Source organism: Bacillus sp. BC05(2025), assembly GCF_056725905.1.
This window is the reverse complement of the sequence record NZ_JBWYRA010000002.1, coordinates 697,420-719,455: the sequence shown is the minus strand read 5'-3', so window position 1 is coordinate 719,455 and position 22,036 is coordinate 697,420. Positions and strand designations below refer to the sequence as shown.

The 22,036-nt window shown below is 35.7% G+C and carries 18 protein-coding genes; 14 read left to right on the top strand and 4 right to left on the bottom strand.

Going from position 1 to position 22,036, the window contains the following annotated elements:
- Position 1 precedes the first annotated feature (1 nt).
- The 9 genes from dptG to ACZ76X_RS09600 all read left to right on the top strand — a co-directional run bounded on the left by dptG (position 2) and on the right by ACZ76X_RS09600 (position 11,348).
- Positions 2-1,390 carry a DNA phosphorothioation-dependent restriction protein DptG gene (gene dptG / locus ACZ76X_RS09640; protein ID WP_097851260.1) on the top strand — a complete coding sequence of 463 codons (1,389 nt, stop codon included), beginning with the start codon at positions 2-4 and terminating at the stop codon, positions 1,388-1,390.
- Complete coding sequence (gene dptH / locus ACZ76X_RS09635) at positions 1,371-6,464, top strand: DNA phosphorothioation-dependent restriction protein DptH (RefSeq protein WP_479850310.1); 5,094 nt, start codon at positions 1,371-1,373, stop codon at positions 6,462-6,464. The genes dptG and dptH overlap by 20 nt, the downstream gene beginning before the upstream one ends.
- A gap of 608 nt (positions 6,465-7,072) precedes the next feature.
- On the top strand, positions 7,073-7,411 hold the full coding sequence (locus tag ACZ76X_RS09630) for a magnetosome magnetite crystal formation protein family (protein ID WP_479850309.1): 339 nt from the start codon (positions 7,073-7,075) through the stop codon (positions 7,409-7,411).
- Between the two features lie 3 nt (positions 7,412-7,414).
- Positions 7,415-7,666, top strand: coding sequence for a hypothetical protein (locus tag ACZ76X_RS09625; protein WP_479850308.1), 252 nt, complete (start codon positions 7,415-7,417; stop codon positions 7,664-7,666).
- Positions 7,667-7,674: 8 nt separating this feature from the next.
- Complete coding sequence (locus ACZ76X_RS09620; protein WP_479850307.1) at positions 7,675-8,418, top strand: MerR family transcriptional regulator; 744 nt, start codon at positions 7,675-7,677, stop codon at positions 8,416-8,418.
- A gap of 51 nt (positions 8,419-8,469) precedes the next feature.
- Positions 8,470-8,796, top strand: a complete 327-nt coding sequence (locus ACZ76X_RS09615) for a nucleoside triphosphate pyrophosphohydrolase (RefSeq protein ID WP_479850306.1) — start codon at positions 8,470-8,472, stop codon at positions 8,794-8,796.
- Between the two features lie 196 nt (positions 8,797-8,992).
- A complete protein-coding gene (locus tag ACZ76X_RS09610; protein ID WP_479850305.1) occupies positions 8,993-9,853 on the top strand; it encodes a DnaD domain-containing protein in 861 nt (286 codons plus the stop codon).
- Positions 9,850-11,136 (top strand): replicative DNA helicase, encoded by a 1,287-nt coding sequence (gene dnaB / locus ACZ76X_RS09605; protein WP_479850304.1) that lies wholly within the window; start codon positions 9,850-9,852, stop codon positions 11,134-11,136. The genes ACZ76X_RS09610 and dnaB overlap by 4 nt, the downstream gene beginning before the upstream one ends.
- A gap of 44 nt (positions 11,137-11,180) precedes the next feature.
- Complete coding sequence (locus tag ACZ76X_RS09600; protein ID WP_000169779.1) at positions 11,181-11,348, top strand: hypothetical protein; 168 nt, start codon at positions 11,181-11,183, stop codon at positions 11,346-11,348.
- Positions 11,349-11,507: 159 nt separating this feature from the next.
- Here ACZ76X_RS09600 and ACZ76X_RS09595 read toward each other — a convergent pair whose 3' ends face one another.
- The gene (locus tag ACZ76X_RS09595) at positions 11,508-12,293 is read right to left on the bottom strand and encodes a TrmB family transcriptional regulator (RefSeq protein ID WP_479850303.1); all 786 of its coding nucleotides are present in this window, start codon (positions 12,291-12,293) and stop codon (positions 11,508-11,510) included.
- Between the two features lie 261 nt (positions 12,294-12,554).
- Between ACZ76X_RS09595 and ACZ76X_RS09590 the strand changes: the two genes are divergently transcribed.
- Positions 12,555-13,322, top strand: coding sequence for a TSUP family transporter (locus ACZ76X_RS09590; protein ID WP_098082437.1), 768 nt, complete (start codon positions 12,555-12,557; stop codon positions 13,320-13,322).
- Between the two features lie 169 nt (positions 13,323-13,491).
- On the opposite strand, the gene ACZ76X_RS09585 is transcribed toward ACZ76X_RS09590, so the two are convergent.
- Both ACZ76X_RS09585 and ACZ76X_RS09580 read right to left on the bottom strand, forming a co-directional pair.
- A complete protein-coding gene (locus ACZ76X_RS09585) occupies positions 13,492-14,379 on the bottom strand; it encodes a DMT family transporter (RefSeq protein ID WP_479850302.1) in 888 nt (295 codons plus the stop codon).
- Positions 14,380-14,549: 170 nt separating this feature from the next.
- Positions 14,550-16,583, bottom strand: a complete 2,034-nt coding sequence (locus ACZ76X_RS09580; protein ID WP_479850301.1) for a sigma 54-interacting transcriptional regulator — start codon at positions 16,581-16,583, stop codon at positions 14,550-14,552.
- A 327-nt stretch (positions 16,584-16,910) separates the two neighbouring features.
- On the opposite strand from ACZ76X_RS09580, the gene ACZ76X_RS09575 reads away from it, so the two are divergent.
- From ACZ76X_RS09575 to ACZ76X_RS09565, 3 genes are all read left to right on the top strand, one after another.
- On the top strand, positions 16,911-17,669 hold the full coding sequence (locus ACZ76X_RS09575) for a gamma-glutamyl-gamma-aminobutyrate hydrolase family protein (RefSeq protein WP_479850300.1): 759 nt from the start codon (positions 16,911-16,913) through the stop codon (positions 17,667-17,669).
- Positions 17,670-17,837: 168 nt separating this feature from the next.
- Positions 17,838-19,268 carry a YfcC family protein gene (locus ACZ76X_RS09570; protein ID WP_479850299.1) on the top strand — a complete coding sequence of 477 codons (1,431 nt, stop codon included), beginning with the start codon at positions 17,838-17,840 and terminating at the stop codon, positions 19,266-19,268.
- Positions 19,269-19,494: 226 nt separating this feature from the next.
- Entirely contained in the window at positions 19,495-19,647 is a 153-nt protein-coding gene (locus tag ACZ76X_RS09565) for a hypothetical protein (protein ID WP_000394757.1), read from the top strand.
- A gap of 176 nt (positions 19,648-19,823) precedes the next feature.
- On the opposite strand, the gene ACZ76X_RS09560 is transcribed toward ACZ76X_RS09565, so the two are convergent.
- Positions 19,824-20,399 (bottom strand): TetR/AcrR family transcriptional regulator, encoded by a 576-nt coding sequence (locus tag ACZ76X_RS09560; RefSeq protein WP_479850298.1) that lies wholly within the window; start codon positions 20,397-20,399, stop codon positions 19,824-19,826.
- Positions 20,400-20,540: 141 nt separating this feature from the next.
- Between ACZ76X_RS09560 and ACZ76X_RS09555 the strand changes: the two genes are divergently transcribed.
- Complete coding sequence (locus tag ACZ76X_RS09555) at positions 20,541-22,016, top strand: MDR family MFS transporter (protein WP_479850297.1); 1,476 nt, start codon at positions 20,541-20,543, stop codon at positions 22,014-22,016.
- Positions 22,017-22,036 lie beyond the last annotated feature (20 nt).

The following is a 22,036-nucleotide window of genomic DNA, read 5'->3' as shown; positions in this document are numbered from 1 at the left end:
AATGATTGTAAGAGAGAATTTAGAGGATTTGAAAAACTCACTGAGTATTAAACCAGAAAAGTTAGGATTAAAACATACAATAAATAAAAAAGCTCCTCTGTTACCTTTCTCTACCCGAGGAACAGAGCGGGCAAAATTCGCAAAAGGGTTTCAGGGAGTATTAGGGGAGTTTACGCGTCTAGTCAGCGGAAATAAGTTGAAAATAGAAGTTAATCTAGAAGAACTTATTGGAGAGATTAGTAAATCTGTTGATGTATCAAAGCAAGATAAGTCGCAATTTGAACAAATACTACGTACCTTTCTGCAGGATAGTGACAATACAATTAAAATTTTTCATTTGCATTTGTTTCAATATTTACCATTAAGTGATAAGGCTGATAAAAAAGGAGAACAAGATATTGCTAGATTCCTTTTAGACGTCTTATTAGGTGAAAAAGAAACAGTAGAAGAGATTTTTGGAAAAAGCGATTCAACAGATTTAATGTCACGTCTTGTGTTAAAACAATTAAATCATTTGGAGAGCGACGAAAAAGAACGCCGTCCTTATATTAATCAAATTCCATTTATCTCAAAGCTATTCAAAGAAGATTTTCAATTTTTAGCAGAACATAAAGATTATTTTAGAACTCATTATCATTTGTTTCTTAGTTATTATTACTTTTTATATATTACTCAATTGACTTTAAAGCTTTCACAAGTTGGGAAAGCGAACTTTAGTGAGAACAACGAAGTTTATTTTACACTTGACTGGGAGTCTACGAGTAAGAATAGAAAAGGTTATACTCATGGTTATCAAATGATTAAAGATACAGGTAGACATTTACTACTACATATTAATTGCTTAGAACATTTAAATTTCCTAATGGGAGTAGAAAAAGCGGGTGGCTATCCTGAGTTAAAGGAAACATATCAGCAATTATCCGATGAGGATAAAAAAGTATTTTTAGAGATGCTTTGTGATTGGGTTATGGAATATAGAAGACATTTAGGTCTTGGAGCTTATGAAGGAAATTTAGAATTAGAATATGATACGCTTGTACAATCCTTATTCCGTAGTATAGAAGAAGCCTATGAAAAAGATACGATGCAAGGCCCTCGACATAGATACTCTTTATCAATAGAAGAGGTTGGGAAAAAATATTTCTTAAAAACTCGAGGTTCACTTGGTTATATGCTTAATCTTAGTCAAGATATGTTATTGCTACTAACAGCATTGAGTTTAAAAAAGGAAAGAAAACCTTTGAAGCAAGTATTTATAGATTTAGAGGCTAGAGGTTTATTCTTCGATCGTTACTCAAAAGAAGAAATTGTACAGTTATTTGATAAGCTGAATTTAATAGACAAAAAAAGTGATAGCGGTGATGCACAGTATGTTAAACCAATTTTATAATTATCTTTCAGATAAACTAACAAATTATTTACAAGCGGAAAATCTTAGAGGTGGAGAGCGATTTTACCTTCAATTTGATAATCATGAACAAGTACAAGCATTTTATGACACATTAAAAGAACAAGATTTATCGCAGGCGTTTTATTATCAGCATAAGCAGGGAACTCCATATGAAACGATTGCTATTAAGGTTTCAGAGGAGATGAAAGTAGTTGTTGCGACTACATCGGCAAATGTTACTCCAGACTTTTTAGTAACACTTCGTAATGAAGTCGGTGAACAAAAGGATGTTTGGGAGAAAACAGCTTTACTTAGTATATGTCATGAGACACTGGACAGTATTAAGGGTGGTAGCAGTGATCTACAAAAAGAAGGTATGCCATTTAATGTAAAATCAATTTTGAAAACATTAAAAGAAGAAATTGAAACTTCTTCTTTAAATAAAGAAGAGAAGGAAGTACTTTCATTTTATTTACGTAAAAAATTAGATGATACAATTGTGAGACCATCTCTTTGGGATTATGAAGAAATTCTTGGATTTTTATCAAAACAAGAGATTGCGAGAGAAGATTATTCTAATCTAGGTATTTTCTATGATGAAAATTTAAATCAATTTACTTCAGCTCAAATGAAAAAAAGGCTAGAAGAAAATGCTTCATTCTTTGAGAAAGTTCAACAGATGCACGAGTATGAACATTTAGAGAGTCAATTAGAAAAATTATTTGATGAGAAAGGTGTTTCTCGCCTGAAGAAAGATGATTGGCAGCAAGCGGATTATGTTCTTGTTAAAGATTCTTACGACAAAATGACTGAGATAGATCGCCCATTAGAATATATCGAATCACCAAAGAAATATTCAAAAGAAGGTCTGCTATATTGGGAGAAAGCACAAGCTGAGACAAAGGCTGGGAGACGTAAACGTCATATTATTGTTTTTAATCCTACACAGATAGAAGATATAAACTTGAACTTTGAATTTGAAGAAAAGTTGAAGAAGGAATACATTCATAAAAATTCACAGGGTTTCTGTGGGATATCTGGGAAAAAACTAACTGTTAGTTTAGCGCATAAGCAAAATGTGACTTCATTCCATAAAGTTGTATATACGCATAAAATGCAATCTAAGTCGAAATATGAGTTTCATATTGCTGTTGTAGAGTGTGAAGCCGCGTTTTTACAATCGCTTCAAACGATTTATGAAGTGAATGTAAATAAGAAAAACGTAATTATGAATAAAGCTGAAGAACGTATTATTTTTGGAGATATTTCTAATGAGCCAGAAGAAGTATTTATTGAGGAAGATGCACAGATTATAAATTGGCAAGGTGGAAGTTTTGAAGTCTCTGAATCTTCTCCTGCATGGAATGACGATAGCTTATCATTTTCTGTTCAAATTGAAACATCTTTAATTCCTATTCTTATTAGAGAGCAAGTTGCAAAGACTGTTCCAGTATCAGGAGAAAGGATATGGAAATTAAAAAGAGAACATCAAGAAAGCTTTGAATATAACTTTGATACAAATAAATTAAAACAAGGTGCAAGGGAATTTTCAGCACGAGAAGGATTTCGAAATTATTTACAAGACGAAAGAGTATGGATTGAAAATGAAATCGCTTTTGCAGTTAGAGGGGCATCAGGCCTAAATAAGGTTGAATTATTAATGAACCCATCATTGAGAGATGCGTATCAACAATTATTAAATTACTATAAGTTTAATAATACGCTTCCTAGTCTTTGTTTTGTGGATGATCAATTAAGAGACCTATATATAAGATATTTGAAGACTTTTAACGAAAGCATTGCTCATATACAAGAAAATGTAATGTTAAAAGAAGAAGAAAAGAATCTGTTTAAATTGGGAGTTATTGAAGAGGAACAAAGGATCATACTAACACCGTTGCATCCGCTTAATGTTGCCTATCAGTTAAGTGTTAATGATGAAATTAAAAACGAAGTAGTTGAGATGCATATTTTAAATCGTCTGCATCCTAACAATCTATTGCCATATATATATGGACGGAATGATGAATTGTATAGACCAGTTTCTCAAAATGAAGCGCCTGAATGGACTGTTTATGAACCACTTCATAAGGTTGCGATTGGAGAATCTAATGCATTTTTAGCTAATGTAGTTGAAGAAAAGCTTCAACAATTTGTGGAACATTTCCAATACTTATTTTTACAAGAATCTAAGTCTCCGATACGAATCAATGTGATTAATATAAATAATGATAAAGAAGTTGTAAGAGGTTTAGTGCAGTTTATTAAGAAGCAGATAGATAAAAAAGGGCCGTCCAAAATTATACCAGTAGAGGTTGCTTTATATCATGAGAGTAATATACTAAGCGCTTTTGAAAAATTTTCTATATATGATGATGTTCAAAAATTCGAGGAGTTCTTTGAGTTATCGTTAGCATCAAAGAATCTCGATGCTGTAGACGTATTAAGGCTGATTCGAGAAAATGTTTTCTATTATAAACTTATTGGTACGAAAGAATATGGTTACGCTCATATTTCATTTTATAAAATGATTTCAAATGAGAAGCATGCGAAAAGTACAATGGAAGATATTGAAACAGGATTATCTTTAAATGGAATGTTATCATCTCTATCATCTATTAGTACAGAAGTAGACTATCGTACAGGATTTGGATTAAAAAATGTATTGAATAATGAACATTTGTTAATTCAAACTGCTAGAGGAATGAATGAATTAGGAAGTAATTTAAATAACGATGGTACAAACCCTTATCGTAAGAATGAAACAATTGTTACGAGAACATCTACCTATGATGAACAAGTTCTAGAACATTTATATGAATCTTCTTATTGGGTAACATTTATTGAACCTAATGTAGGTTTAGATTTCTTCCAAGATTCATCACGTAATTTATTGGTCATTCATTATAGTGATCAATATTCTTCATCAAGCCAGTATGATGCAATTACAGTAACGGATAAAGCAAGACAATACCGAGCGGTTATTGAACAGTATCTGGCAGAAAAAGAAATTGTATCGACACCTGAAAAAATTAATACAGCTATTAGAGCTTTCAATAGTTTAAATGGTGAGTGGTTACTAAGAATTATAGGAAGTAAGGGACAATTCTCAAGAGAAAAGTTAAGCATTATTTCAGCTGTGAAGTATATATTAAGTGCTTTAGATCATGAGAATATTTTATGGGTTCCTATCTCATTAGAAGAAATATTGCGTGTTGCTGGAGCGGTGAAATTAACGAAAAGTGAAGGTGTATTTTCTGCAAAAAATCTAGGCGGAAAAGGTGCACATAGTGACGATTTACTGTTAATCGGAGTAGAAATGCAAGATGATAAATTATCAGTGCATTATTATCCAGTGGAAGTGAAAATCGGCTTAAATCAAGACAGTGCTATTGCAAAAGCAAAAGAGCAAATTAATGCTACTAAGCAACTATTTGATACGCAACTTTCTAAAACAAGTGAAGATGGTTTACATGTATTTAAACATAAGTTTTTCCGAAACTTCTTTGTACAGTTATTGCTAGCGAATGCCGAGAAATTTATTGCAAACAACATTTGGCCAGAAAAATCTTATGAGAAAATTGAAGAACTAAAGAAAAGATTATTAAATGATGATTACGAAATGAGTGGACATTTGGATGATAAAATCGGAAAAGGAGCAATTTTATCATTTAAAAAGGAACAATCATGGAGATCCATCAAAATAGAAGAAGATATTTTATTAGTGGAATTAACCGAAGAGGATGGATATGAAGGAGTAATCGAAGAAATTGAAGCACTCAAAATGAAAATCCATTCGGGTGGAACTGATATTAATCCAGATAGATTATTGAATCAGAATCATGATTCTAATCAAGTGTTAAAAAAAACTAGCAATAAAGTCGTTCCAACTGTACCTCATTCTGAAGAAGAAAAGGAAGAAAAAGGAACGGGAGGACCAAAAGAATTAAAAGACATCCGCGTTTTGTTAGGAACAGTAGAGGGATCGACTCAAGAAATATATTGGGAATTCGGAAATCCAGAGCTAGCAAATAGACATATTTTAATTTCGGGTAAATCAGGACAAGGTAAGAGTTACTTCATTCAATGTTTACTACTTGAGTTGGCGCAAAATGGAATTTCTAGTATGATATTTGACTATACAGATGGATTTAAGAATTCTAAGTTAGAACCGGAATTCAAAGAGAAACTCCAAGATAATATTGAACAATTCCTAGTAGCAAAAGATAAATTCCCAGTAAATCCATTTAAGCGAAATCAAAAAGAATTGGATGAAGGAATTTATATCGATGAAGATAATACAGATGTTGCTGAAAGAATTAAAAGTGTATTTTCAGCTGTATATAAAGATTTAGGCATTCAGCAACAAAACGCTATATATGAGGCAGTAATGCGCGGTTTAGATAAATATGGCGAAGGTATGAATTTAAATTATTTATTAGCAGAATTAGAAGAGGATACTTCTGGGCCGGCTAAAACAGCAAGATCACAAATTAAGCCGTTTATTGATAAGAATCCATTTAATCATAATGCTGTATATGATTGGGGAGACATACTGAACCAAAAAGGTAAAGTGTTTATTGTACAATTAACGGGCTTTAATAGAGATGTACAGCTCATGATTACAGAGTTTATCTTATGGGATATTTGGAATTATCAATTACACCATGGCGACAAAAATAAACCATTCCCAGTTATATTAGATGAAGCGCAAAATCTTGATCATAGAGAAAAATCACCAAGTGCCAAAATTTTAACTGAAGGAAGAAAATTTGGTTGGTCAGGTTGGTATGCAACACAATCATTAAAAGGACAATTTACAATGGATGAAATTTCACGACTACAGAATTCAAGTCAAAAAGTGTATTTCATGCCACCAGAAAATGAAATTAGTGCTATTGCATCAAACCTTGCTCAAGATTCAGCTGTACGTAAAGAATGGGAAAAACGACTTGCAACATTGAAGAAAGGTCAATGTATCACTTCGGGACCAATGTTACAAAAAGATGGTACGTTGAAGTCGGGTAGTCCTGTGATCATTAATATTAGTGCGTTGCAGGATAGATTGAAGTAGTAATTGAATAGTGATATGAAAACCACCTTGGACGGTATATTTGTTTGAGGTGGTTTTTGTATAAGCATAGTTAAAAATTTGAAAAGTAGGAGGTCCCCTTGTCAAGTTTTTTAAAACTTCTTAAGTGATTTACATAGGGATTAAGATGAGGGAATTCGTAACTAGATAAATTTTTAGCATTTAAAGAGTAAGTGTATAGTTGATCTTTTAATTTAGTGGAGGGTATAATAAGAGAATCATAAAATTGAAAGGAGGAAGAGGGTTGGACTTTATGATCCTTTTGACCGGTATCTCAATTTTATTTCTCCTCTATTGGTGTGTTGTGAATCAATATATTGTTGTTAAATGGAATGTTATTTTTAAGAAATTTAATGAAAATATAGCGTTTGGGATGTTTATTACATGTATGTTATTTTGGCTGCAGTATGTATTTAAAATGTTTTTTGATAGATAATCAATTTTTAATAAGATAAATAGAAGTAATGGAGTATGTGAGAGGTTCCATTGTGTCTATTTTTTATAACAAATTATAGTTCATACTTGCACCTCCCCCAACGTCACCCCCTAACCTAAAGAAGACAAATCAAAAAGGGGGGACCAAACAACTCATGAAAACCACCACAAAAGAAAAAAGAAACACCATCATCATGCTACTACTCTCAGCCACAATAGGAATCTTTTCACCACTACTCATGTACATTACACTGGCACGTAAAAATGAGGTGTACAAATATCATTGCCGAAAGGCGTTCAACTTTCATTTGTTAATCTTTCTTCTATTTAATATTAGTTCGCGTATTAGTGATGTTTTGTTTTGGATTGTGTTTGCCTTTGAAGTCGTTCAAGTGATCATTGTTGCGTGGAAAGTAATACGCGACGAGCCATATCGTTATTTCATTCGAATTCCTTTATTTAAAGAAGATAAGTATGCAGTGGAAGGAGAATAGATGATGAAACAAGAAGTGGAGATAAGGGGAAAGCGAATTTTTATTATGATTGCAATGTTGTTTATTGCGATTTATATCGTTTTACGAAAAAGAAAGTATGAGTACTTTTATGATGGTATTAGCGAGTATGAAAACCGTTATAGAGAGAATGTTCCTTTTGTATTGCTTGTTGTAGGTTTGTTTCAATATTGTCGGCAGAATGAGATGAGTTTTTCTCATATGTTTCAGTATGTGAAAGAGAAGTTAGCGGAGTAGGTGAGGATATGGCGTGGATGATTAGTGAGTTTGCAAGTGTTGGGGATGTTACGGTGCGGACGCTTCGTTATTATGACAAGATTAATTTATTAAAGCCGAGCGATTATACGGAGGGCGGACATCGGTTATATACGAAAGATGATTTGTATGTGCTGCAGCAAATTCAATCGTTTAAGCATCTCGGTTTTTCGCTTGGGGAAATTCAAAATATTATTTTGCAGCGTGATATAGAGACTGATGATTTTTTAAGACAAATGCATTTTCAAAGAGAAGTGCTTTTGGCAGAGCAAGAAAGAATTGCGAAGGTGCTTTCGCATATGGATGAGATGACGAGGCAATTTCAAAAGGAAGAACGAGTGGATGTTGCTTTGTTTTCTTCTTTTCTGCAAACCTTTATATGGGAGAAAGAAAATAAAGAATGGTTAGAGGAGCATTTTTCGAAGGATAGTGTTCAAGCTTTATATAATAATAAGGAATTAAAAGAAAAGTTTGATCAGCGTTTTATGGATGTGATAGGGAAGTTGAAAAAGTATAAGAAAGAAGAGAAGGATCCGAGTCATCATGACGTTCAAGTTACCTTGAAGGAATTTTTCAATGTAATAGAAGAAGTAACGAACTATCTTGATACTCCTCAAAGTGATATAGAGGATATAATCCAAAAATCAAACCTTCCACTATCCGAATTCCCAACTCTTTTCACAACCGAAGAAGAAAACTATATAAAAGAAGCAATCCAGCAGTTTAACAACTAGTTAAACTGCTTTTCCATTATAATAGAAGAAAAACCTAACGGAGGAAATCCCATGCCAACCTACAAAAAACTAATCCGAAACAAAATCCCACAAATAATAAAATCCAACGGAAAAACACCCACAACAAGAACCCTACCCGAAGATGAATACATAGAGGAACTCTGCAAAAAAACACAAGAAGAACTAACCGAATATCGAGAAGCAGACACAAAAGAACACAAACTCGAAGAACTATCCGACTTACTAGAACTAATAAACGCCCTAGCCGAATACGAAGGCACGACACTAGAAGAAATCAACAACATCCGTAAAAAGAAAGCAAAAGAACGAGGTGGCTTCTCGGATCGAGTGTTTCTAATCGAAGTAACCGATAACTAGCCCCTCCTAAGCCCCTTACAAGCCCCTACCAAGTAATAAATCACTAAGAAAAAACATAACAAAACAAAAACACCAACAAACACCGTAGTAGTAGGAGTCGAAAAAAAATTTGAAATAATACGCCAAAAATCCGGCCATCCTCCCATATATATTATGAAGAGGTTTTCACTTTTGAACGGAGACGGGAGGAATTAGGATGGCGGTGTATCGTACTGTGCAGGTGAATTTTTGGCAGGATGATTTTGTTTTGGATTTGACGCCGGAGGAGCGGTATTTTTATGTTTATTTGCTGACTTGTTCGAAGACGACGCAGTGTGGGATTTTTCCTTTTCCGAAGCGATTAGCTGAGATGGAGACGGGTTATAATCGGGAGACTGTTGATAAGCTTGTGCAGCGCTTCATTGATTATGGGAAGATTCTTTATGATGCGGATACACGAGAGTTGTTCGTTTTAAATTGGCTTCGTTATAATCCGGTGACGAATACGAATGTGGAGAAGTGTGTGCTTCGTGAGCTTAAGGGTGTAAAGAATAAGGAGTTTGTACATATGTTTCTTCAGAAGTGCGTAGAGGAGGAGCTGAATGTTCCGATGCTTTTAGCGCATTTCGGTATGCCGAGTGATTTGGCTGTGGATGATGTTGAGCCAGTTTGTGAGGAGGCAGAGGAAGAAGAGGTTATCGAGGAAGAGACGGGAAGTCGCGTGTTTTCCTTTTATGAGCAACATTTTGGTAGTTTGTCTCCGCATACTGTGGAGGAACTGAGTGCATGGATGGAAGATTTGTCAGAGGAGCTTGTGCTGAAGGCTCTTCAAATTGCGTTTGAGAATAATAAGCGGACGGTTGCTTATGTGAAGGGCATTTTGAGAGGTTGGCATGGGAAAGGATTTACGAAAGTGTGTGAGGTTGAGGCGGATACGGCGAGCTTTAGAAAGAAGGATGCGTCTGTTAGTACGGGGGAGACGGAGGAGTTTTTGGCGAGGTGTGAGGAGTGGGAGAAGAATGCGCCGTCTGAGGAAGAGTTGCAGCGCTTTTTAGCGGAGCGCGGGTGGCGGCCATGAGTATTCAAAATGTGGAGGCGGAAAAGACGGTATTAGGTTCTCTATTAATTGATGGAGAGCTTATTAAGGAGTGCCGTTTGACGGAGCAGTATTTTTCTCTGTCAGTGCACAAGTCTATATTTCAGTTAATGCGAAAAATGGAAGAAGAGGGGCAACCGATTGATCTTGTGACGTTCATTTCTAGGGTAGATCCGAAGTTTTTAGAGGGGATCGGGGGAATGGAGTATTTTATAGGGTTAATGGATGGTGTGCCGACAACTGCCAACTTCTCTTATTATGAGGGGCTTGTTCGAGGTGCCTGGAAAATGTATCAGGCAGGTGTTCTCGGGCACAAAATGGGAGAGCGTCTTATTGCGGAGAAGAATGAGAAAATTATTGGTGAGACGATTACGGCACTTTGTGAGTTAGAGGAGAAGGACTGTGTATGTGAGTTTGATTTGAAGGATGCATTAGTTGATTTATATGAAGAGCTTCATCAAGATGCGAAAGAGATTACGGGTATTGAGACTGGTTATACATCGCTAAATAAAATGACGTGCGGATTGCAGGAAGGTGATTTTGTCGTTCTTGGTGCGCGTCCTTCTATGGGGAAGACTGCGTTTGCGCTAAATGTTGGACTGCATGCGGCGAAGGCTGGAGCGGCGGTTGGATTGTTTTCATTAGAGATGAGTAGCAAGCAATTGTTAAAAAGGATGGCGTCTTGCGTAGGTGAAGTGTCAGGAGGTAGGTTAAAAAATCCGAAGCATCGTTTTGCGATGGAGGACTGGGAAAAGGTGAGTAAGGCATTTGCGGAGATTGGGGAATTACCGCTTGAAATTTATGATAATGCGGGCATTTCGGTGCAAGATATTTGGATGCAAACTCGTAAGTTAAAGAGGAAGCATGGTGATAAGAAGCTTTTAGTCATTGTAGATTACTTGCAGCTTATTACGGGTGATCCGAAGCATAAGGGCAATCGATTTCAAGAGATTAGTGAAATTTCTCGTAAGCTTAAAGTATTAGCACGGGAATTAAATGTTTGTGTAGTCGCGTTGTCACAATTGTCTCGTTCGGTAGAAGCACGGCAAGATAAGCGTCCTCTTTTATCTGATTTAAGAGAGACGGGACAAATTGAACAAGATGCGGATGTCATTATGCTTATGTATCGAGAGGATTATTATGATAAGGAAACGATGCAGAAAGAGATGACGGAGATTCATGTGGCGAAGCATCGGAATGGGCCTGTGGGGAGTTTTAAATTGAGATTTTTGAAGGAGTTTGGGCGGTTTGTGGAGATTGGATGATAAAATAGAAGAAGGCATATAAAAAGGTAAAGGAGTGGTTACGGATGACAAAAGTGGGTCGTTTATATGAACAGGAGAAGCAAGAAGAAATTGATAAAGCACTTTCGGCAGCTGGAATGCTCTTTAAGGGAATGAGTATAGAGGAAGTGGCTAAGAAATTAGATGTAACAATTGAAAAGGTGAAAGAGTGGGAGAAGCGTTTATCTCATTAATCGCTGGATTAATAGGAATATTTTACAAATGGGGAATGGCAGTGTCTGTATAAATTTATATAAAAATAGCCGACTATTATGTAATAGTCGGCTATTTTTATAAGGAGAAGTTGTTAGGTTTAATACGCAAACTTTTTGATTTGCTCTTGAATATACTTCTTATTTTCCCGTAAAGAAGGATTTTCTCTCTGCCGTGATCCATTGCTCCAAGTCGTCTTGGCTACGTCGAACAAGTCGATTCACTAAAACGTCATGCCATACATAATCCTCAAGTAAGTATATATGAACGGGGTCATCTGTATAAAAAGCAATATTACGCTCTTCAATTGATGGTCCATAAATCATTTCTTTAGAATCTATCGATAAAATAAACCAATGTTCTGTAGACAGAGTTTCTGTATAAGGTGTAATACGATGAGCTTCTAGATTTTTAATTGGATTTTCAACATGTAAGGTAATACCTTGTACTGAAACTTTATCAGCTACTTCACATAGTTCCTCTTTTAACGCTTCATACATCTCATCCCACATTGAAATGACAATACGGTGTTCTGCTTTTTTTATTAATGCCTGACAATAGCTAATGATTGTTTTGTTGTCTTTTAAAGTAATCACTCGATTATCCGTTTTTTCCTCGGAAGTTTCGAGTTTTTTTAATGAATCACTGATTCCTTCATAAGTAGACTGCCATTCTGATTGAGCTTTCTGTAAAAAGATTTCAACAGGTAGAGGTGAATAGCGAGTGTTGTCATTTATTTCTTCCTTCATGACAATTCCTTTTTCTACAAGGTTACCCAAAATCTCATAAATTCGCGCTCTTGGGACCCCTGAATCCTTACTTACTTGGTAGGCTGTAGCAGGCCCCTGTTTCACAAGAGATACATAAGATTTAGCTTCATATTCATTAAAACCAATTTTTTTAAGCTGTTGTACGATGTAGTCCACTTTTTCGTCCTCCGATGTTTGCTGTTATCCCGCTTTAACGGGCGGTAAGCCCCCCACCTCAAAATTCAGCGGAAGCAAAGAAGTTAGGTGGGGGTCGGGCTGCCCGTAAAAGCCCGATTGGTTTAACTAATAATCAGTGGGGATGAACAAAACCCCCCACTGATTAAAGTTTCACTTTATATTTCAACGTTACAATAACTCTTTACATTTAGCAAATTGATAGTTACTATTACAATAGTGACTAAAGGGGAGGCTACTAGTATGGATTTGTATTTAGACCCATCTATATTAATTATTTTGATTGTTTTTGGGTTTGTGGCTGCATTTATTGATTCAGTTGTAGGTGGTGGTGGACTCATTGCCTTACCAGCTTTATTATTTACAGGACTGAATCCAGCAAGTGCAGTAGCCACGAATAAATTAGCATCAACAATGGGGAGTGCAACTAGTAATATTGTGTTTTATCGTTCTGGTAATCTTGATTTGAAATCGGCTTTAAAATTATTTCCAATCACTTTCATAGGCTCTATAGTAGGTGCATGGACCGTTCATTTAATGAACCCAGAAGTACTGAAGCCATTGATGCTGGTAATGCTTGGTGCAGTCGCTATTTATACGATATTTAAAAAGGATTGGGGTAGTATTTCTACTCATAAGAAATTATCTGGTCGACACGTCATTATTTTTACCTTTTTTATTTTTGCTATTGGTTTTTATGATGGATTTCTAGGGCCTGGCACAGGTTCGTTTTTAATGTTCGCTCTTTTATTTATTGGGTATGATTTTTTAAAAGCCGCAGGTAATGCGAAGTTTCTTAATTTAGGAAGTAATGTTGGTGCATTGTTAATATTTATGTATGTGGGGCAAGTGAACTATGCGTATGGTTTTATAATGGGGATTGCTCAAATTGCTGGAGGGATTGTTGGCTCCAAATTTGCTATAAAAAAAGGAAGCGGGTATGTTCGTGCTCTTTTCATTACAGTAACTTGTTTATTGTTAGCGAAAAATCTGTATGACTATGTGCAGTAAGTAATGTAGAAAAGGTTAATTATGCAGGCTACATAAATATAATAATTCCTTGTAACATATTTTAGATGCTACCTTATTCGAAGGTAGCATCTAAAACAATTAAGGTAAGAGGTTGAAAATAATGCAAACGAATATTTTCGGGGTATGTTTATATACTTTAGCGAAATAACTATTCCATATTCTTCTTATAATTAACCCGCAGCACCCCCTTAAAATCCACTTCAGCTATCAACACACTTATTAATATAAGTGTCGCGCCTAAGTATCCTTTCCCAGTGAGCGTTTCACCTGTGAAAACGAAAGCGAAGCCTGCGGAAAAGACAGGTTCTAATGAGAAGATAAGTCCTGTATGTGTAGGTGTCGTGTATTGCTGGGCGATAACTTGCACGATGAATGCGACTGCGGTGCAGAATATGCTTAAGGCTAAGATGATTAACCATGAGTTGGTTGTGCTAGGCAGTTTTGGTGTTTCGATAATGAATGAAAAAATAAGACTGAATAGGCCGACGAAACCGAGTTGTATGACTCCAAGTGCGATTGAATTTACATGTTTCGTTACGCTGCCAGTGATGATGACGTGAATCGCATAAAATAAGGCTGACAGTATGCAAAATATATCGCCGTTACCGATCTTGAATTCGCTCGTTAATGTTAATAAGCCGATTCCGATTATCGTTAAAAAGATTCCTACTATCACTTTCTTTTCTGGAATGTGTTTTAAAAATATAGCTGATAAGATCGGAATGAAAATGACTGTGAGACATAGTAAGAAACCAGCGTTAGAAACACTCGTGTACTTTGTACCGAAAGTCGCGAAAATGTAAACGATAAATAAGACAGAAGCGAGTATAAATGCATATTTTACAGTTTTAAAATCGATTTTGAATAAATGTTTGTAAAATATTAAACCTGATAAAAGAAAGGCGATAATAAATCGTAATGCGATTAAGTTGTATTCTTCTATACCTTCAAGTCCAACCTTCGTAAGTAAGATGGATGCACCCCAAAAGAAGGTAACTAGTAGTAGCCCTAAATCCGCTTTTAATTGTAGTTTCATTTCTATTCCCTCGTTATGTATAAATTTTTAAATCCCATACCCCTATCCCCATTCTTCATTTTAATATTAATTCTGAATATTTGTAACTTAAATTTATCGACGTTTTACTCCATTAAAAAAAGAGGCTGTTTATAAAACAGCCTCTATGTATCTGAAAATCCGGATCTTGACTAAAGACTACGTAGAATCTCCAAACCTTTTCCTGTTAAATTAATTCCTGCTCTACCTCTTTTTATTTGCACATACCCTTTCATTTTTAGGAAGTTCAATCGGTGTCTCACTTGTGCTTCAGATAAATTTATTTCGACTTCTTGGCTCTTTTCAGAAATAATTCTTCTTCCGATTGCTTTTCCTTTTTCTTCATAATTCATGACGAGCGTAAGGATGAAAAGTGATTCTTGGTCAAGAGCGTTTGAACTTGAAGAAAAGGACGGTATATCCTCGGCCTGATCACTATCTGTTTTCCTATGTGGAGGCTTTTGAAAGTAATGTTGATTAGGCAAATCATTTTTTGTTATTTGGTTTCCGGTACGGACAGCAAGCATATAATCTATCGTATTTTTAAGTTCTCTTACATTTCCGTACCATGGATATCCTTGCAGTTCTTCAATTAGTTCTTGTTCAATTTTGACTTTAGGGTCCGATAGCGCAACAAAATGTTTAGCTAACAATTCAATGTCATTTCGACGAGCTCTTAATTCTGGGAGGTGTATAAAGAGTACTTTAAGCCGATGGTATAAATCTTCTCTAAACACATTTTCTTGAATCATTTTCAGTAAATCTTTATTGGTTGCTGCAATAATCCTTACGTCTATCGGGATAATTTGGCTTCCGCCAACACGCATAATCTCTTTTTCCTGCAATACTCGAAGGAGTCGTGCTTGAAGTTTCAGGCTAATATCTCCAATCTCATCTAAAAAAATAGTGCCGCCATTTGCTTGTTCAAATAATCCCATTTTCCCGCCTTTTTTTGCTCCGGTAAACGCTCCGTCTTCATAACCAAATAATTCACTCTCGACTAAATCATCCGATAAAGCACTAAAGTTAACGGCAAGAAAAGGGCCGCTATTTCGCTGGGAGGCATTATGAATAGCACTTGCAAACAACTCTTTTCCGGTACCACTTTCACCCTCAATTAATACAGTTAAATCAGTTTTAGCTAACCTTTTGGCAATTTGTTTCGTGTCTTGGATCGTAGAGCTAATGCCAACGATATTATGAAAGTTGTATTTTGCTACATAACCTTTTTTGACAAATTCTTTTCTCAATTTCCGTTCAAACCCGATGGTCTTAAGGGCATTTCTAAAAGTAACAATAATCGATTGATCATTTATATGTAGACGTTCCACTATTACATCCAAGCCGTTTACAACAAATATTCCGCTTTCTTGTTGCTTATTTGAAAGGATGAAGTTTACTAAATCAATATTATCAATAATGGCATCAATCGGATGACCAATAGCGTTTTTACTTTTTATTTTCAGCATGCTTTCCAGAAATTCATTAAAGACAACAATTCTTCCTTCATAATCAATAGCTAGTATGCCATCACCAACACCATCAATAACTTGATGAAGTTGTCGATGAGCTTTAGCTAAATTCTTTGTTAAATCTACTATTTTTCGATAGTATCTCTCAGAAACGTGGTTACCTGATTCCTCCATTAAATGAAATCGATCTAGAATGGACATGATTGTCGTAATATCTATTAATCTATGACCAATATTAATTACTTTTTCTACAAAGTCAGGGATAATTTCAAGTTCGCCAGGTGTGATTGCGAGCTTGATCATTTGTATATTCGTTTTTCCAGGATAGTATGGGACATATTCAATGTGGTTCAGTCCCAATTGACGCATCGTTTCAATTGATTCGTATACTGTTTCATGATTATCATTCACATATAGGGCTTGTGTTCCTTCTGGTAAAAATAAAAGCTGGTCCACGTTTTCATAATTTAATGTTCGTTTTGCTATGATTACTTCGCAGTTTTCCCCAATAAAGTCTTTCACCGTTTCTATCGTAAATGTATTCGGTAATACAATTAATGTAGAATGAAATACTTTTGGAATATTTTCTTCTACAGAAAAACTTTCGATATCTATGAGATCACCTACCATCTCTGTTAGTTGTTGATGTAGGGCTTTTCGTGTTTCTTTTAAAACGGTGATCAATACAATGTGGTTAGTTTCAAATTTGTTCATAGAGCACCTCTTTAGTTGAATGTAATTGGTCTAAAGTTGGTTATTAATTGGTTATTATGTAACCAATTAATAACCAATTATAATACATTTCAACATAGTAAACACCGATAAAACGACAAAATATTTAAAAATATGTAAATAATCACTTTACTTTCGATGTTGGCACGATATTTGCTTATATCAATGGTGTGTAAAGAAATAGGGAAATGAGTAGAGTCATAATTTACATATTTAATTCTTTACCACTTGCTAGAAAAGGGAGGTTAAGAGTATACAATTTCAACAGAGAAAGACAACGAAACCATTTAAATTATGAGGTGAGAGAAAATGAAACCACTAATTGGTGTTACTGGGTATTATGTTGATCATAGTGAAATAGGGAAGGAGGGCTTGCGAGGGCTACCAGGTCAAGATATGGCTCTCTTTTCTTATGACTACATCCGCTCCCTTCAAAGGGCAGGTGCAACGGTTGTTCTACTTCCAATTGAGGAAGTGGATCAAATTGAGTCCACACTTAATCAATTAGATGGATTGTTATTGGCTGGTGGCGCGGACATCAATCCAATTTATTACGGTGATACTCCAAAATCATATATAGGCACTGTAGAGGAAGAACGAGATAATTTTGAATTAAATCTGGCAAAGCAGGCTTTAGAAAAAGATATTCCTATTTTAGGAATTTGCAGAGGGTTACAGGTGTTAAATGTTGCAGCTGGTGGATCCCTTTATCAAGACTTAGAGCAAGAGATGGGGCCAGAATATTTCCATGTTCGAGAACAGTTCCGTAAATGGCAAGGCTCTCATTCCGTAGATCTTCTGGAAGAGGGAAAAATTTATGAGGCTATTGGCCAAAAATCTTTAATGGTTAATTCTTTTCACCATCAAGCAGTGAAAACATTAGGAAAAGATTTTGAGGCGAGCGCATGGTCCTTTGATGGTGTAATAGAGGCTATTGAATCGAAGGCTCATCGTTATGTAGCAGCGATTCAATGGCATCCAGAAATGATGTCGGAAAGGGATGTCTTGCAGCAACGTTTATTTAACCAATTTGTAAATGAAATTAGTAAAAAGGTAGTTAAATCATAGCGTGTTATAAATAAAAGAATTGGTGGATAGCTTGGTACGTCATGGTAGTGGGGGCAACCAGACTGCCGGCTGCTTGTAAAAGCCCGATCGGTTCAACTAATAATCAGTGGGGGATGAGCGAAACCCCCACTGATTAAAGTTTCATTCTATTGCAAAGGGGATTGGTATATGAGTCAAGTGTCAGAAAAGGCGGTTTCATTCGAGCCAGAAGAAAAAAAGGAAAAAAAAGAATGGAAAATAAACGTATTTGCAATGTTACTTGTCTTGTTAGTTATTGCGGCTGTTATTACACATATATTGCCGGCCGGAAAATATGAACAGATTGAAAAAAATGGGTATACAACAGTAGATCCAGATTCATTTAAATGGATTGAATCAACGCCACTTGGATTTTTTGATACGGTAAAATCTATTCCTACAGGGATGGTAGAAGCTGCTAATATTATCTTTTTCATTCTTATTATTGGAGGTTTTTTTGGTGTATTAAAGGCATCCGGTACAGTTGAGGCTCTTGTTTCAACGATGGCAAAAAAACTCGCTAACCGTGAAAAGTTAATGATTCCTATTATCATGCTGTTCTTTGCGCTTGGCGGATCATTAATGGGAATGGCGGAGGAAGCTTTAGTGTATGTGCCTCTATTTATTCCGCTAGCTCTTGCGGTTGGATTTGATACGATAACAGGAACTGCGATGGTACTAGTAGGAGCGTCCGTCGGATTTACAACGGCAATTATGAATCCGTTTACAGTTGGGCTGGCACAAGGGATAGCGGGTCTTCCTATGTATTCGGGGATGGGGTTCCGCCTCATTTTATTCGTAGTCATATATGTAATTGCTGTTACATTCGTCTATCGTCATGCTATGAAAGTAAAGAGGGATCCTGCAAGCGGAATTTACGGAAAATTCGATACAAATAAGCAAGACAGCTTACTAACAGCGAAAGTAGAGTTAACAAAAAGACATAAATGGATATTAACGGCCTTTTTAATCAATTATATTATTCTTGTATTTGGTGTTATTAAGTACGAGTGGTATATAAAAGAAATTGCAGCCTTATTTATTATTTTAACTATAATTATTGCAATTCTCGGCAAGATATCTCTTGATGATACTGTAGAATCTTTTACACAAGGATCGGCATCTTTAATCGGTGGCGCATTAATCATTGGTGTATCACGCGCTATTTTAGTTGTATTGAATCAAGGGCATATTATAGACCCGCTACTGTATCAAGTGTCGGAAGGAATGGAACATATTTCTCCTTTTTTAAGTGTTGTTGGAATGTACAACTTCCAAGTAGCGATTCATTTTATTTTAGCATCAGGTAGTGGCCATGCGATGTTGACAATGCCTATCATGGCGCCACTTGCAGATTTATTGGACATTACACGCCAAACAGCCGTATTATCCTTTTCATTCGCGGATGGTATTGGAAATATTATTTTTCCGACAGGTGGTACGCTAATGGCTGGATTAGCAATTGCAGGAATTTCATGGACAAGGTGGGCAAGGTGGATTCTTCCTTTAATTCTAATTGAATACTCAATCGGTTTACTAGCAGTTATAATTGCTCATCTTATTGGTTATGGTCCGTCTTAATAAAAGGTGGATATGCTTTCGATGATAGAAAGTTCGGATTTGAAGAAGATCGCTAAATAATGGTGATAGAAAAGCCCGGTTTAGAAGGGCTTTTTTTCTATGTAAAATTTCATTTGTTTTGTTTACATAATACCTTTACAATCATTTGATAAAATATATGTAACTGCATATTGTGAGGGTGGGTGGTTATCCCTTCTTTCCATTTGGAAGGAAAGGGGGTGATAATATGGAGTTTTTGTTTGACCTTGTAAAAGAATTTGTAAAAGCGACTGTACGTGAAGTTTCAGCGTATTTTTTGCGAAAGCAACTTCTGGGTAAGGACAACAAAAAACCCACTCCGCGCCGTAGGAAGCAAAAGGGTGGGTTTCGTAAAAAATAGTAACGTGTAATAACCACCACCCTATACGGTAGCAGTTAAGGAAGAGATGTTAGCGCATCTCTTCTTTTTATTATATGCCAATTTATTCGCTGGCACACTTATATAGTATTCTACCGAAAATATATCATACTCCTATTTTGTGGTCAATTTGATTGCATGATTGAAAAGGTGTAGTCTTATTCTTTTTCAAACTGAAAAATATCCCGGTTAATAAGTTGGTGGAGATACCTATCCATGTCAGCAGCAGAAACTTTTCTTTCATTTTTAAACCACCATGCGCTTAATGAGGTGATTGCCCCTGAATAAAATTCAATGATTAAATCATTTGGCATCGTATGATTTTCGCGCAGTTGATGTAACGCTTCTATTTCTTGTTTTCTCGTTTCATGACTTAAATACTGTGTCCGGTTAATAAATTGTTCATCAGACATTTGCGTTTCTAATATTTTACCGATTTCTTCATGGTGTAGAAATTGTTCCATTACTTGAAATGGTTTACTTAATCGATCTGAAACCGGTATTTCACCAATCATCTTGCTGTATCGTTTAAATCCAAATGCTAATAAAGCGTCTTTATCTTCAAAGTGTTTATAAAAGGTTGTTCGGTGTACCATCGCGCGGTCACATATTTGGTTAATCGTAATCGTACTATATTTCTGTTTTGATTGCGTCATTAATTCAAATAAGGAATCCCATAGTAATTTATGTGTACGTCTAATACGTAAATCAATTTGTTTTTCATTATCATTCATCTACAATTCTCCTTTTTTGTAGATTAAATATACAGTGGCTGAAGATTGATTCTCCCTTTTTAATCTACATATGTATATTATATTACATGTGTTCCGGTGTATTTAAAGTTTTTAAGTAAGAAATAGGAGGAGAATTTGTAAATGAATATGACAACTAAGAGCCCTGCAAGTGGCAAAGTTGATACTTCTAATTTGAAACATACCCCCATTTTAATTGCATTACTTCTAGGCGCGATGGTTGCATTATTAAACGAAACGTTACTTGGTAATGCATTAACAGTATTAATGAAAGAATTTGGTGTAACAGCTTCAACGATTCAATGGCTTTCTACAGCTTACATGTTAGTAGTTGGTGTTTTAGTCCCGATTACAGCGTTACTTCAGCAATGGCTCACAACGAGACAAATGTTTTTAATCGCTATGGTAACATTTTTAGCCGGTACATTAATTGCGGGATTTGCGCCGACATTTTCCGTTTTATTAGTCGGCCGTATCGTCCAAGCTGTAGCGACGGGGTTAATTTCACCGTTATTAATGAATACGATTTTAATCATTTGTCCACCTGAAAAACGTGGTGCCACAATGGGATTAATCGCACTTGTAATGATGGCAGCTCCAGCAATTGGCCCTACATTATCTGGAGTAATCGTAGACTCATTAAATTGGCGCTGGTTATTCTATATTGTTATTCCTGTCGTGATCATTTCCATTATGATTGGAATGAAGTACATTCAAAATGTTTCAGAGTTAACAAGGCCAAAAGTAGATTATCCATCTATCCTTTTATCGACACTCGGATTTGGCGGACTTGTGTATAGCTTTAGTGCATCAGGTGACTTAGGATGGTCCGATGCAAAAGTATATGGCACTTTACTTGTTGGGCTTATCTCATTATGTATTTTTGTCGTTCGACAATTGAAAATTGAGAATCCAATTTTAGAATTACGCGCGTTTAAAGTTCCGATGTTTACATTATCAGTTGGATTAATTGTCATTGTGATGATGTCTTTATTTTCAACGATGACGTTATTACCGATGTTCCTGCAAACAGTTTTACTTGTCACAGCTTTTAAATCAGGAATCATCATGCTTCCAGGAAGTGTTATTAGTGCTATAATGGGGCCAATCGCAGGTAAACTATTTGATAAATTTAGCCCGAAAGTTATTATCGTTCCCGGTATTGTGTTAGTAGGGATAGCGATGTTCTTATTTAAAGGCATTACTCCTGATACATCAATGGTACAAATTATTGTTATGCATAGCGTATTAATGGTTGGACTCATGTTTGTCATGACAGCACAAACATACGGTTTAAATCAATTAACACCAGATTTATATCCGCACGGAACAGCACTGTTTAATACACTGCAACAAGTAGCTGGCGCAATTGGTACGGCTATCTTTATTTCGAAAATGTCTTCAGGAACAGCTAGTTATATGGAAAGTTCCGCAAATCCAATGGATCCAGTAGAGAAGTTAAATGGTTTAACATCTGGATTCCAAGGTGCATTTGCACTAGGGTTAGTCTTTATTGTTGTTGCTTTTATCGTATCGCTATTCTTAAAAGAAGAGAAAAAGGGAGTAGAAGTAAAGGGGGTTTTACAGAACGAAAATTAAGGTTTATATAAAAAGGCATC

Coding starts and splice junctions, on each gene's coding strand:
- dptG (WP_097851260.1), top strand. CDS start 2: ATGATTGTAAGAGAGAATTTAGAGGATTTGAAAAACTCACTGAGTATT.
- dptH (WP_479850310.1), top strand. CDS start 1,371: ATGTTAAACCAATTTTATAATTATCTTTCAGATAAACTAACAAATTAT.
- ACZ76X_RS09630 (WP_479850309.1), top strand. CDS start 7,073: ATGAAAACCACCACAAAAGAAAAAAGAAACACCATCATCATGCTACTA.
- ACZ76X_RS09625 (WP_479850308.1), top strand. CDS start 7,415: ATGAAACAAGAAGTGGAGATAAGGGGAAAGCGAATTTTTATTATGATT.
- ACZ76X_RS09620 (WP_479850307.1), top strand. CDS start 7,675: ATGGCGTGGATGATTAGTGAGTTTGCAAGTGTTGGGGATGTTACGGTG.
- ACZ76X_RS09615 (WP_479850306.1), top strand. CDS start 8,470: ATGCCAACCTACAAAAAACTAATCCGAAACAAAATCCCACAAATAATA.
- ACZ76X_RS09610 (WP_479850305.1), top strand. CDS start 8,993: ATGGCGGTGTATCGTACTGTGCAGGTGAATTTTTGGCAGGATGATTTT.
- dnaB (WP_479850304.1), top strand. CDS start 9,850: ATGAGTATTCAAAATGTGGAGGCGGAAAAGACGGTATTAGGTTCTCTA.
- ACZ76X_RS09600 (WP_000169779.1), top strand. CDS start 11,181: ATGACAAAAGTGGGTCGTTTATATGAACAGGAGAAGCAAGAAGAAATT.
- ACZ76X_RS09590 (WP_098082437.1), top strand. CDS start 12,555: ATGGATTTGTATTTAGACCCATCTATATTAATTATTTTGATTGTTTTT.
- ACZ76X_RS09585 (WP_479850302.1), bottom strand. CDS start 14,379: ATGAAACTACAATTAAAAGCGGATTTAGGGCTACTACTAGTTACCTTC.
- ACZ76X_RS09580 (WP_479850301.1), bottom strand. CDS start 16,583: ATGAACAAATTTGAAACTAACCACATTGTATTGATCACCGTTTTAAAA.
- ACZ76X_RS09575 (WP_479850300.1), top strand. CDS start 16,911: ATGAAACCACTAATTGGTGTTACTGGGTATTATGTTGATCATAGTGAA.
- ACZ76X_RS09570 (WP_479850299.1), top strand. CDS start 17,838: ATGAGTCAAGTGTCAGAAAAGGCGGTTTCATTCGAGCCAGAAGAAAAA.
- ACZ76X_RS09565 (WP_000394757.1), top strand. CDS start 19,495: ATGGAGTTTTTGTTTGACCTTGTAAAAGAATTTGTAAAAGCGACTGTA.
- ACZ76X_RS09560 (WP_479850298.1), bottom strand. CDS start 20,399: ATGAATGATAATGAAAAACAAATTGATTTACGTATTAGACGTACACAT.
- ACZ76X_RS09555 (WP_479850297.1), top strand. CDS start 20,541: ATGAATATGACAACTAAGAGCCCTGCAAGTGGCAAAGTTGATACTTCT.